This window comes from Flavobacterium aestuarii, from assembly GCF_040049115.1.
In the GTDB taxonomy this organism is placed as follows: Bacteria; Bacteroidota; Bacteroidia; order Flavobacteriales; family Flavobacteriaceae; genus Flavobacterium; species Flavobacterium aestuarii.
This window is the reverse complement of sequence record NZ_JBDLZZ010000004.1, coordinates 168230-180673: the sequence shown is the minus strand read 5'-3', so window position 1 is coordinate 180673 and position 12444 is coordinate 168230. Positions and strand designations below refer to the sequence as shown.

The 12444-nt window shown below is 33.8% G+C and carries 14 protein-coding genes; 10 read left to right on the top strand and 4 right to left on the bottom strand.

Features of this window, described 5'->3' with window-relative positions:
• Positions 1-4: 4 nt before the first annotated feature.
• Positions 5-820: a dihydropteroate synthase gene (gene folP, locus ABEG11_RS05770; protein WP_348823239.1), complete on the bottom strand. Its 816-nt coding sequence runs from the start codon at positions 818-820 to the stop codon at positions 5-7.
• Positions 821-985: 165 nt separating this feature from the next.
• Here folP and ABEG11_RS05765 point away from each other — a divergent pair, with 165 nt between their 5' ends.
• The 4 genes from ABEG11_RS05765 (at position 986) to tpiA (ending at position 4179) form a co-directional block, all read left to right on the top strand.
• The gene (locus ABEG11_RS05765) at positions 986-1525 is read left to right on the top strand and encodes a DUF1599 domain-containing protein (protein ID WP_348823238.1); all 540 of its coding nucleotides are present in this window, start codon (positions 986-988) and stop codon (positions 1523-1525) included.
• Positions 1526-1570: 45 nt separating this feature from the next.
• Entirely contained in the window at positions 1571-2671 is a 1101-nt protein-coding gene (locus ABEG11_RS05760; RefSeq protein ID WP_348823237.1) for a BT_3928 family protein, read from the top strand.
• 212 nt (positions 2672-2883) lie between these two features.
• Entirely contained in the window at positions 2884-3375 is a 492-nt protein-coding gene (locus tag ABEG11_RS05755) for a TlpA family protein disulfide reductase (protein WP_348823236.1), read from the top strand.
• A gap of 51 nt (positions 3376-3426) precedes the next feature.
• Positions 3427-4179 carry a triose-phosphate isomerase gene (gene tpiA, locus ABEG11_RS05750; protein ID WP_348823235.1) on the top strand — a complete coding sequence of 251 codons (753 nt, stop codon included), beginning with the start codon at positions 3427-3429 and terminating at the stop codon, positions 4177-4179.
• A 227-nt stretch (positions 4180-4406) separates the two neighbouring features.
• Here tpiA and ABEG11_RS05745 read toward each other — a convergent pair whose 3' ends face one another.
• Positions 4407-6074 (bottom strand): tetratricopeptide repeat protein, encoded by a 1668-nt coding sequence (locus tag ABEG11_RS05745; RefSeq protein WP_348823234.1) that lies wholly within the window; start codon positions 6072-6074, stop codon positions 4407-4409.
• Positions 6075-6463: 389 nt separating this feature from the next.
• Between ABEG11_RS05745 and prmA the strand changes: the two genes are divergently transcribed.
• Positions 6464-7297: a 50S ribosomal protein L11 methyltransferase gene (gene prmA, locus ABEG11_RS05740; RefSeq protein WP_348823233.1), complete on the top strand. Its 834-nt coding sequence runs from the start codon at positions 6464-6466 to the stop codon at positions 7295-7297.
• A gap of 42 nt (positions 7298-7339) precedes the next feature.
• Complete coding sequence (locus ABEG11_RS05735) at positions 7340-7615, top strand: ATP-dependent Clp protease adaptor ClpS (protein WP_348823232.1); 276 nt, start codon at positions 7340-7342, stop codon at positions 7613-7615.
• A gap of 183 nt (positions 7616-7798) precedes the next feature.
• Here the strand turns inward: ABEG11_RS05735 and ABEG11_RS05730 are convergent, their stop codons facing one another.
• Together ABEG11_RS05730 and ABEG11_RS05725 are read right to left on the bottom strand one after the other, a co-directional pair.
• Positions 7799-8212, bottom strand: coding sequence for a DUF6691 family protein (locus ABEG11_RS05730; protein WP_348823231.1), 414 nt, complete (start codon positions 8210-8212; stop codon positions 7799-7801).
• A gap of 3 nt (positions 8213-8215) precedes the next feature.
• Positions 8216-8773: a YeeE/YedE family protein gene (locus ABEG11_RS05725; protein WP_348823230.1), complete on the bottom strand. Its 558-nt coding sequence runs from the start codon at positions 8771-8773 to the stop codon at positions 8216-8218.
• Between the two features lie 161 nt (positions 8774-8934).
• Here ABEG11_RS05725 and ABEG11_RS05720 point away from each other — a divergent pair, with 161 nt between their 5' ends.
• The 4 genes from ABEG11_RS05720 (at position 8935) to ABEG11_RS05705 (ending at position 12405) form a co-directional block, all read left to right on the top strand.
• On the top strand, positions 8935-9384 hold the full coding sequence (locus ABEG11_RS05720) for a 2-dehydro-3-deoxyphosphooctonate aldolase (protein ID WP_348823229.1): 450 nt from the start codon (positions 8935-8937) through the stop codon (positions 9382-9384).
• A gap of 304 nt (positions 9385-9688) precedes the next feature.
• Positions 9689-10507 (top strand): 3-deoxy-8-phosphooctulonate synthase, encoded by an 819-nt coding sequence (gene kdsA / locus ABEG11_RS05715; protein WP_348823228.1) that lies wholly within the window; start codon positions 9689-9691, stop codon positions 10505-10507.
• 28 nt (positions 10508-10535) lie between these two features.
• Positions 10536-11447 (top strand): hypothetical protein, encoded by a 912-nt coding sequence (locus ABEG11_RS05710; RefSeq protein WP_348823227.1) that lies wholly within the window; start codon positions 10536-10538, stop codon positions 11445-11447.
• Between the two features lie 97 nt (positions 11448-11544).
• The gene (locus tag ABEG11_RS05705) at positions 11545-12405 is read left to right on the top strand and encodes a hypothetical protein (RefSeq protein ID WP_348823226.1); all 861 of its coding nucleotides are present in this window, start codon (positions 11545-11547) and stop codon (positions 12403-12405) included.
• Positions 12406-12444: the final 39 nt, after the last annotated feature.

The following is a 12444-nucleotide window of genomic DNA, read 5'->3' as shown; positions in this document are numbered from 1 at the left end:
CTTTTTAGTTTATCAAATTAAATAATCCAATACATTCCACAGCCTCTTTCACATCATGAACACGCAATATTTTTGCACCTTTGGACAAGGCAACCGTATTTAAAACAGTAGTCCCGTTTAATGCATTTTCGGCATTTGTATCTAGCGCTTTATAAATCATTGATTTTCTTGAGATTCCAATTAACAAAGGTAATTCCAGCATTTGAAATAATTCCATTTTTTTCATCACTTCATAATTTTGTTCTAATGTTTTGGCAAAGCCAAAGCCTGGATCAATAATAATATCATTTATTCCAAAATTTCGAGCATTGGCAATCCTTTCCGAAAAATAGAACAGCATTTCTTTAACGATATCATCATACTGTGTTAAGGCCTGCATGGTTTGAGGAGTTCCCTTCATGTGCATCATAATATAAGGAACCTGAAATTCTGCAATAGTTTCCAACATTTTATCATCCAGCTTTCCAGCAGAAATATCGTTGATAATAGCTGCACCATTTTCGATACTGGCCTTTGCTACTCCAGCCCGAAAAGTATCTATGGATAATATAATATCGGGGAAATGTTTCTGCAGCAGGTTCACAACAGGAACTATTCTCGAAATTTCTTCCTCTTCCGATACAAACTCTGCATTGGGTTTGCTGGAATAAGCCCCTACATCGATAAAAGAAGCACCTTCACTGAGCATTTTACCTACTCGTTCCAGCAATTCAGTTTCATTTTTATATTTGCCTCCGTCATAAAAAGAGTTTGGAGTTATATTCAAAATCCCCATTACTTTTGGAGCAGATAAATCAATCAGTTGTCCTTTGCAGTTCATTTCTTTTAAATTACAGAGTTACTAAGTGGCTAAGTTTAAAAGTTTATTGATGAAAAATCCAAGTCAAACTATTCTAATTACTTAAGAACTTAGAAACTCAGTAACTTTGCAACTTAAAACTTTATGCTTATTTTTGACACAATTTTATACAAATATACACCAATAATGAAGAAAACTTCACAAGAATATGACGGCGTGATTTCGATTTGCCGCACATTATTTATCAATAAAATGAAAGATTACGGCAGTGCCTGGCGTATTTTGAGGCTTCCTTCCTTGACCGATCAGATTTTTATAAAAGCACAAAGAATCAGAAGCCTGCAGGAAAATGAAATTCGAAAAGTAGATGAAGATGAAAGCGGAGAATTTATCGGGATTATTAATTATTCTATTATGGCCTTGATTCAACTGGAATTAGGCGTTGTTGAACAGCCTGATTTAGACACTCAGAAAGCGACACAATTATATGATTCCAAAATAGCCTTGACCAAAGAATTGATGGAAAACAAAAACCATGATTACGGAGAAGCCTGGCGTGAAATGCGTATCAGTTCCCTAACCGATTTGATTCTGCAAAAGTTATTGCGGGTTAAGCAAATAGAAGACAATAAAGGAAAAACAATAGTTTCAGAAGGGATTGATGCCAATTATCAGGATATGATTAACTATTCGGTTTTTGCATTGATTTTGATGAACAAAAAATAATTTTACAATACATTTTAGTTTCCAAAACGATAAAACACCCCCCAGATGAAAAAAATCTTAACCCAATTCTCCCGAATCTTTGTTGGAATCCTGTTCATCATTTCAGGATTGATAAAACTCAATGATCCCGTTGGTTTTTCTTATAAACTAGCAGAATATTTCAGCGAACCCGTTTTTAATATGCCTTTTTTCGCGCCTTTTTCTTTAGCAATCGCCTTATTTATCGTGATTCTGGAAGTGGTTTTAGGCGTAATGCTGCTCATTGGATTTAAATCAAAATTAACAATATGGCTTTTGCTGCTATTGATAATCAAGTTTACATTTTTAACCTTTTATTCTGCTTATTTTAATGTTGTAAAAGATTGTGGCTGTTTTGGAGATGCGCTGCACCTTACGCCTTGGCAGTCCTTTACAAAAGATGTTGTTTTATTGGTTTTCATACTTATACTTTTTATTAATATGAAATTAATAAAACCTCTTTTCCCTAATAAAATTCAAAACAGCATCGTATTTATTGCCGTTTTGCTTTGCTGCTTTATGGGTTATTGGGTAATTAATCACTTGCCATTAAAAGATTTCAGACCCTATAAAGTTGGGAATAACATTCAAAAAGGAATGGAAATTCCAGAAGACGCACCAAAATCGGTAGTAGAAATGATTTTTATTTACAAAGTAAATGGTGTTGACAAAGAATTCGCAGAAAAAGATTTAGCCAATATTCCAGAGGGTGCCGTTTTTGTAGATAGAAAGGATAAAGTGATTACCGAAGGATATGTTCCTCCTATTCATGATTTTGTAATGGAAAAAGACGGATCTGATTATAAGGAAGAATTGCTCCAAGAACCAAAATTATTAATGATTGTTGCATATGATTTATCTCTTGCCAATGCTGATGGCCTGGCAAAAATTGAACTAATTAATAAAAAAGCTGCTGCAAAAGGTTACAAAGTAATTGGAATGACTGCTTCAGCTCCTGACGAAATTACAAAAATCAAAAAACAGTACGGAATTACTTTTGATTTTTATTTCTGTGATGCAATTCCTTTAAAAACAATCGAAAGAGCCAATCCAAGTTTTGTCATTCTCGAAAAAGGAACCGTAAAACAAAAAGTACATTATAACGATACCGAAGATTTAGCCTTCTAAGTTATATTTTATCAAAACAATAATCAGCCTTGCAGAATTTTATTAATCTGCAAGGTTTTTTTATTTACGATTCCAAATTAAAAAATACTTAGCCAAAAAAATATTAACTATAACGATATTGTAGCTGTTATTACTATTTTTTATTATAAAATTATAAAATCTGCCTGCCTAATTTTCATTACTTTGGTTAACTTTGTGAAAACTTAATTTAAATGAAAAAAATTGCGCTATTAATTATTGCATTTGCAACATTTTCTTGTACTCAAGCTCAAAAAGCGGAATTTTCTGAAAAGGCGCTTTCTGAAACGTTATTGGACACAAAAGGCCAGCAAATTAAATTTCATGATATTCTAAAAAAACAGAAAGGCAAAATTACAGTCATAGAAGTCTGGGCTTCCTGGTGTGGCGATTGTGTAAAAGCGATGCCAAAGCTGAAAGAACTGCAAGCCAGCAATCCAGAGGTTTCTTATGTATTTATTTCAATGGATAAAACTGCTGACAAATGGAAAGAAGGCATTGAAAAACACCAGATCAAAGGATTGCATTTTATGGCAAATGACGGCATGAAAGGCGCATTTGGATCTGCTATCGACCTGGATTGGATTCCGAGATACATTATTATAGACAAAACAGGAAAAATTGTCGTATACCGCGCAATTGAAACTGATTTTGCCAAAATTAATGAAACACTAAAAAACTTGTAACAGCCAATTAGTAAAGAAATTAATAAAACAAAAACTATAAATACTACAAAAATGAGAAAGAAGATTGTTGCAGGAAACTGGAAAATGCATAAAAATGCTGCGCAAACAAAAGAATTATTAAACGAGTTATTAACTCAGATTCCAGCTGAAACTGCTGCACAAGTAATTGTTGCCCCAACGTTTATAAACTTAGCTTCGGCAGTAGATAATTTAACACACTCCAATATAGCAGTTGCTGCACAAAATTTACACCAGGCTGAAAGTGGTGCTTTTACAGGCGAAATATCTGCAGATATGATCAAAAGCATTGGTGTTAACAACGTAATTTTAGGCCACTCTGAGCGCAGAGCTATTTTTCATGAAACAGATGCAATTATAGCAAGCAAAGTAAATACAGCTTTAAAACACGATTTGACAGTGATTTTCTGTTTTGGAGAAGAATTAAAAGACCGCCAGTCTGGAAATCATTTCAATATTGTTGAAAATCAATTAAAAGATGGCTTATTCCATATTGAAGCCAAAGATTGGGAAAAAATCGTATTAGCTTATGAGCCAGTTTGGGCTATTGGAACTGGAGAAACTGCTTCACCAGAACAAGCACAGGAAATGCACGAATTCATCAGAGAAACTGTTCGTAAAGCCTTTGGAAGCGACATTGCTGAAGATTTAACTATACTTTACGGAGGCAGTGTAAAACCAGATAATGCCAAAGAAATCTTCTCTAAACCAGACGTAGATGGTGGCCTTATTGGTGGTGCTGCACTTAATGCAAAAGATTTTATTACAATTGTAACTTCAATCTAAAACAAATTTCAATTTTTCTAAAATTGATTCAAAATGCAAGAGGCTATTTTCAATTATGAATAGCCTCTTTTTTTATGTAGCATTTATTTTTAATACCCCAACTAAAAGAGCTTAATTCGAGGTCGTATTTACTCTTTCAACAGCACATAATTTCAAACAAAGCTCTTTTACAAAAAAGCCAGCGATAAGAACATCGCTGGCTTTTAATAATCAAATATAAATATCTTTTACTGCAAAGATTTTAATTGATCCACTGCATATTGATTGGCAGGATCAATCCCTAATGTTTTATTAAAAGTATCTTTAGCTTTCACCTTATCAACAGCTGCATAGATAACCCCTAAATTATTATATGCCTCAATCATTTTTGATTTCATTCCTTTAGAGCTCAGCTCATCTGCACTTTTCTTTTTGGCAGCAGCAATGAAATCCTCATAATTTTTGGCAACAAGCACATCATTTTTAAGCAGAACCTGAATTCTGGCTTTAAAAAGATAAGCATCCTGAGTTGATGGCGATGCCTGAATGATAACATCTAATGAAGCATCTGCCTTTTTTAATAACTCAATTTGCTGAGCACTTATATTTTCAGAATTATAATATGCCCAATACACAGACGATGCAAAAAAGAAATTATCCATCAGATAACTTTTTGTTTCTGTGTTGGCTATTGCTATTTCATAAACAGAAGCTGCGCTGGCATATAACTTTTTATCATACAATTTTTTTGCCTGCTCTGGAAGCTCATTGGCAACAGCAGGACTCATCTCAAAAGATTTTTTAAATTCGGAAATTCCTTCATTGATTATAACATTATCAATTGGAGTGGCATTAAGCCCCTTGCTTAATTTTGCCGCGCCAATATAAAAATAATCTCTGGCAATAATTCGATTTGAAGGGTTTGAAATAAAAGAAACCAGCGAACTTATAGCTGTTTCAAAGTTATTGTTATAATAAGCTGAATAACCTAAATAACGATAAATCCTAGGATTGACATTATCTATTTTGCTCATTTCATTCGCTTCTTTTTCAAGAGCCTTATAATCTGTGGCAAGAATAAGGAAATCAGCATGGCGCATACGGGAATCCAGTGAATAATCTGTCAAGGACATATATTTTTCATAAAAGGCCAATCCTTTAGAGATATGCTCATCATATTTTCTGGCATCATTTAAAGCCCATAGGTATTCAGTTTCAGCAAGTTCACGATAAACAGGTCCATAGTTTGGATTCAAAGCAATCACTTCATCAAACGAAGTTATAGCACTTGGAAAATTATGGGCATTCTTAATCAAAGTACCCAATCCCATTTTTGCTCTCAATAAGGTATTATCCAATCGAAATGCTTCGCGATAGCACTCATAGGCTTCATTTTGTTTTTTATTCATTTTATAAGCATCACCCAGAGCCAAAAGAACATCCGTATTTTCGGGAGCAATTTCTCTGGATTTCATTAAAATTTCAATCGCTTTCAGATAATCAGGATTTTCTGAAAAAGTATAAGCCTTTCCAATGAATATTTTTTCTTCTAAATCTCTTTTGCCAGTATTTTTAATTGCCAATGCAAAATTCTTTTCAGCTTCGGCTTTATCATTTTTATTTAATGCAATATTACCCAGCCCGATATAGCTGAAGTTTGCTTTGGATGGAAAAGTAATTCCCGCATCAAAATGCTTTTTAGCAGTTTCCTGATCCCCTGTCAGCAGACTAACATTGCCCAAGAGGAATTTGGCATAGCCATCTGTAGGCTTTAAAGCTGTTAAGGTTTCTAGAATATTTTTTGCTTTTTCATATTGTTCGGCATCGATTGCCTCCTTTGCTTGTTTTATATCCTGTGCATGTCCCAAAAAATTAAAAAACAGTATTGCTACAGCATAAATAAAAACTTTTTTCATAATAGATTTCATTATTTTGATTATTAAAAAATAGTCCTGCTACAAATTCAATTAAACAGTATAGCAAAGATAAAAAAATATAAAACAAAAACATGATATTTTAACGCTTAATTAATTAAAAATCAGATAGTTATATTTGAATAAACATGACAAAAATCATGTTTTTTATCATACAAAAAACGTATAATCCAATCAAAAAAAGCAAAACTTCAATATTATTGTCAAAATCCTGAAGACAACTAATTCATTTACAAAATATTATTAAAGAAGATTAAACAAAATACTGATTAGAACAAAGACATTTTTCAGAGTCAATTCAATTCGTTAAATATTTTTAAATTCAAAAAAGGAATGTGCGCTTTATTGTTACCTTTGCAAAAAATTTAAGCATGTCAAACATTTACATTGGGTATCATTTTACCATTGAACCAAAAGAACTAGGGTCTGAAATATTAATAGCAGAATTAGGAGAAAAAGCTTTTGAAAGCTTTACTGAAACCGAAACAGGAATTTCTGCCTTTGTACAAAAAGACCTTTGGGATGAAATGATTCTTGAAGACATCCAGATATTACATTCTGAGGAATTTAAGATCGATTATAGCTATGAAGAAATCGAGCAGGTTAACTGGAATGAAGAATGGGAAAAAAACTTTGAACCTATTGACGTAGAAGGAAATTGCCACGTACGCGCTCCATTTCATCCGAAAACTGATGCTGTATATGACATTGTAATTGAACCCAAAATGAGTTTTGGGACAGGGCATCACGAAACAACGCATATGATGATTCAGCATTTGCTGGAAATGGATGTTACTGGAATGAAAACATTAGATATGGGTTGTGGAACAGCTATATTGGCAATACTTGCCGAAATGAAAGGTGCCCAGCCTATAGATGCAATTGATATTGACAACTGGTGCTATTTAAACTCCATCGAAAATGCTGAACGCAATAATTGCAAGCATATTACCGTTTACGAAGGAGACGCTGCATTGCTAAAAGACAAAAAATACGATTTGATTATAGCCAACATCAACAGAAATATTTTACTTAATGACATGCAAAGTTACGTAGACAGCCTAAATCCAAAAGGGACTATACTATTTAGCGGTTTCTACGAAGAAGACATCCCTTATATTGATGCTTCATGCACTGAAAAAGGGTTAACTTATGTAAAAAAGTTTCAACGAAACAACTGGGTATCATTAAAATACGTAAATTAGTATAATTCTTTATAAAATCGATAATGTACAAAAGCTGAAAAAATGAGTACAATAGAAAAAGTAAAAGAAAAAACAAGAGAGCAGGAAGTTACAGCTATGAACAGCGAAATCATAGTATACAATGATGATGTAAATACTTTTGACCATGTTATTGCTACTTTAGTCCGTGTTTGCGATCACACGCCAATTCAAGCGGAACAATGTTCGCTGATTGTTCATTTCAATGGAAAATGTACCGTAAAAACGGGAGAATATGACAAATTAAAAATACAATGCACTGGATTATTAGAAGCTGGATTAAGCGCCGAAATAATCTAATTACGATACCATTTCCAAAAATGAGTTTTTATAAGCCTGTTTGAGAAGTACAATCTCAAATAGGCTTTTTTATTGATCAGATACATTCCAATGCAGAAAAAAACAGCCACAAATAATACATATCCGAATTTATCATGATCGGCATTTTAATTTGTGGCTGCTGATTTATATTCTATTTTAGGGTTAGTGAGGCAATTTACTTTTTAGAGCACCATAAATTATTGTTCCAATTAATGCACCAATGAGCACAATAATTACTGGCAAAAAACCAGCCCCAATCAATATAAAAATCGGTCCTGGACAAGAACCCACCAAAGCCCAGCCTAAACCAAAGGAAATTCCACCAAGCAAATACCGAACAGTTCCTCGGTCTTTTTCCTGAATCTCGATAGGCAAACCTTTGATATCCTTAATATTTTTTCTTTTGATTAATTGTACCCCTGCAATTCCAGTCGCTACAGCAACTCCAATAATACCATACATGTGAAAGGATTGAAAATAAAACATTTCATATATACGATACCAAGAAACCGCTTCAGACTTAGTAAGAACAATACCAAATAAAAAACCTACGAGAAAATATTTTAATACATTCATAATCTAAAAAAATAAGGGTAATAAAAAATGCGCCATAATCAATCCGCCAATAAAGAACCCGATTACCGCTTTCAATGAAGGCAATTGCAAATTACTTAATCCCGAAATGGCATGACCAGAAGTACACCCGCCAGCATAACGTGTACCAAAACCAATTAGAATTCCGCCACCAAGAAGAATTAAAATACTTTTTGGCGATTGCCAGATTTGATCTCCAAATAAAGCTTTGGGCATTAATTGACCATTAGGAGCATCAATCCCTAATTGAGACAGCTGTGTAATTGCTGCTGGATTTATATTTACATTCGAAGGATCGCTCATAAAATGCACTGCCACAAAACCTCCTGCCATAGCCCCAAGAACAACAACAAAATTCCAGCGATTTGCTTTCCAGTCAAAATCAAAATAAGCAATCCGTTTTCCCAATCCCGTCATGGAACACAATGACTGCAGATTAGTCGACATACCAAAATTCTTTCCAAAATAGATCAATGTAAGCATCACCATTCCTATCAAAAAGCCTGATACATACCAAGGCCAGGTTTGAAAAATCACATTCATAGTTTATATGTTTTGATTACAAATATAGATGATTTTGATAAATCTATCTATTTGTCTTTTTTTTGACAAAATTATAGGTGGTTTCCTGCTGGTTTTTAATAATAGAATAAAGTTCTTTTTATATTTGCAGTAAGAATTCCATCTTTCAAAAAAACCTCAAAATGAAAAAAACAATCTTATACATTACTTTAGTTCTGCTTATAGTTTCATGCGGAAGTATCAAATCTTCAATAAAAAACGTAGACAATAGCGCTCCAACACCTGTTGTAAAAAACGATGCGTTTGTAATTACTGCATATAGCAAGGATAAAAAATATGGGTATGATAAAGATTATCCAATCAACATCTTTTATCGAGGGACAAAAAACGACACAATAAACCAAAAATATTTCTTGAATGCCTTAGCTGGACCAAAGGGCGAAAAAATAACATACACCAAATTAGAGAACTGCTGTCCTTTCCCTACAAAAAACAGCGATATGGGAGCTGGATTTCTGGATGTCTATGAATTAAAATGGGAAGGACTGAAAACTCCAATTATTTTATATCTGAACATTTACGAAAGAGGCCAGCTGATGGTTCCTGTGGGACTTAGCTTGAAAAAATTATAATTCTTAAAGTAGAATAAATAAAAAGATAAGTTTCAAAAAAAATATAATTTAAGGCACTGCTTTCCTAGCCCAGATAAAAGTGGAAAGCCCAGACTGAAAAAAACTATTTTTTCCAGTAATAAAAGAGCGACCATTAAGGAAGCTCCTTTTATTACTTTAGAAAAAAAGTTTTTTAAAGGAGGACTGTAACGGATAGCTGGAATCAGCTCCCGATTACAGCTTTAGTGCTTTTAAAAATAATTACAAAATCTAATTCGGAAACCGCAAATTCAGGCTATCTTTGCACTTTCAAAAAAAACATGATATGAACATACAAAATATACCTCAAATTAAACATACTGAGAGCGGTAACTTCTTTTTATTAGCTGGACCATGTGCTATTGAAGGAGAAGAAATGGCTTTGAGAATTGCTGAGCGATTGGTTGGCATTACTGACAAATTACAAATTCCTTATGTTTTCAAAGGATCTTTCAAAAAAGCGAATCGCTCCAGAATTGACAGTTTCTCTGGTATTGGTGACGAAAAAGCGCTAAAAATTTTAGAAAAAGTATCAAAAACTTTTGGTGTTCCAACCGTAACAGATATTCACACCAATGAAGATGCAGCAATGGCCGCTCAATATGTAGATGTTTTACAGATTCCTGCTTTCCTGGTACGTCAAACTGATTTGGTTGTAGCCGCTGCCGAAACTGGAAAAGTGGTAAACTTGAAAAAAGGACAATTCATGAGTCCAGAAAGCATGAAACACGCAGTACAAAAAGTATTGGATTGCAACAATCAAAATGTAATGGTTACGGATCGCGGGACAATGTTTGGATACCAAGATATGATTGTAGATTACCGTGGCATTCCTACGATGCAGCAATATGCTACTACAGTTCTTGATGTGACGCACTCCTTGCAACAGCCAAATCAGACAGCTGGAGTAACTGGCGGAAGACCAGATATGATTGAAACTGTTGCCAAAGCCGGTATCGCAGTTGGTGTAGACGGTATTTTTATCGAAACACACTTTGATCCTGCCAATGCCAAAAGCGATGGAGCAAATATGTTGCACCTGGATTACTTTGAACCTTTAATGAATAAGTTAGTCGCCATTAGAAAAACCATTAATCAATTTTAATTTTTTAACATCGAATCCCCCCAATACATTGAAACTATTTTTAAACTCAATACTATTAATTTTATTTATTTCAATTAATACATTCGCACAGGATAATCCTGCACAAAAGGAAAGATACACCTCTAACAACAAAGGAAAATTCTTCATTTCATGGGGTGGCAACAGAGAAAGCTATACTGATTCTGATGTGAACTTCAGAGGAAAAGATTACAACTTTACAGTTGATAATATGGATGCCCATGACAAACCAAAAGGCTGGCATATTGATTATGTTAACCCGGCTAGAATGACTATCCCGCAAACTAATTTTAGAATGGGATATTTCATTAACAACCACTACAGTGTTGCTATTGGTTTGGATCACATGAAGTATGTAATGACTCAAACCCAAACAGCTAATGTTACAGGTTATATTAATATGCCTGCTGATCAATCTGGATCATATTACAATGGTGTTTATGATAACACTCCTGTAGATATGTCACAAAATGGTGCTGAGGAAGGTGGTTTTGAGAAAGGTACTACTCCGGAAGGGACTCCTGCTTTTTTAATGTACGAACATACAGATGGCTTGAACTATGTTAATACTGAGTTTTCCAGACATGACGATATTTCGAAATGGTTTGGATTGCCAAATACAGATAAAGTTCAGATTAATTTAACTGAAGGTTTAGGAGCCGGAATTTTATATCCAAAAACAAATGCTACAGTGTTAGGAATGCCTCGTCATGATGATTTTCACATTTCTGGCTACGGCTTATCTGCAAAAGCGGGAATTAACTTTACGTTTTTCAAATATTTCTATATACAAGGTGAGCTAAAAGGCGGGTACATCAACATGCAGGATATTAGAACTACAGCAAGCAGTGATGATAAAGCTTCGCAAGATTTCTTCTTTTTTCAAAGAATTATTGCTATTGGAGGCATTTTTAGATTATAAAATATTGTCACATAAAATCAAAATCTCCTTCGGGAGATTTTTAGTATAAAATAGATTTTAGTTACTTTAAAAAAATTATTGATCAAATTTAAAGACATTGAAAACAAAAATTTTACATACTGCTTTTTTAGTTCTTTTCTTTACTGTTAGTGCCTTTGCACAAGACAATACTCCAATAACGGAAAGATACACCGCACACAACAAAGGAAAATTCTTTATCCACATGGGAGGAAACAGGGCTTATTACACAACTTCCGATATTCATTTTGAAGGAGACGGATACAACTTCACCGTAGAGAACGCGCAATCACATGATTTGCCAAAGGGCTGGAATATTGATTACATAACTCCAGGAAAACTAACAACATCTCAGACTAACTGGAAAGCCGGTTATTTTTTCCATGATAAATTCAATGTTTCTCTTGGAATCGATCACATGAAATATGTAATGACACAAAACCAGACAGCAATGATTAATGGAACTATTGATCTGCCTTCGAGCGAAGCCGGTTCTGTATTTAACAGAACTTATAATAATGAACCAATAGATTTGACTGATGGTAAATTTTTAAAGTTTGAACATACCAACGGACTAAACTATATCTTTGCAGAAACCGCTTATTACACAGATATCTCTTCAATTTTTGGCATTAGAAACACAGATATATTTCAACTGAATTTTACTCAAGGTGTTGGCGCAGGATTATTAGTTCCTAGAACAGATGCTACAGTTTTAGGAAAGGAAAGACATGATGAATTTCATATTTCAGGATATGGATTTTCAGCAGATGCTGGTTTAAATTTCACTTTCTTTAAGCATTTTTATATGCAGACTGAAATAAAAGGCGGCTACATCAACATGACAGATGTAAGAACTACATATACTGATGATCATGCACAGCACCATTTCTGGTATGGAGAAACAATTGTTTCTTTTGGCGGTATCTTTAGATTGTAAAATACTAATATCATACAAAATGAAATCTCCTTCGGGGGA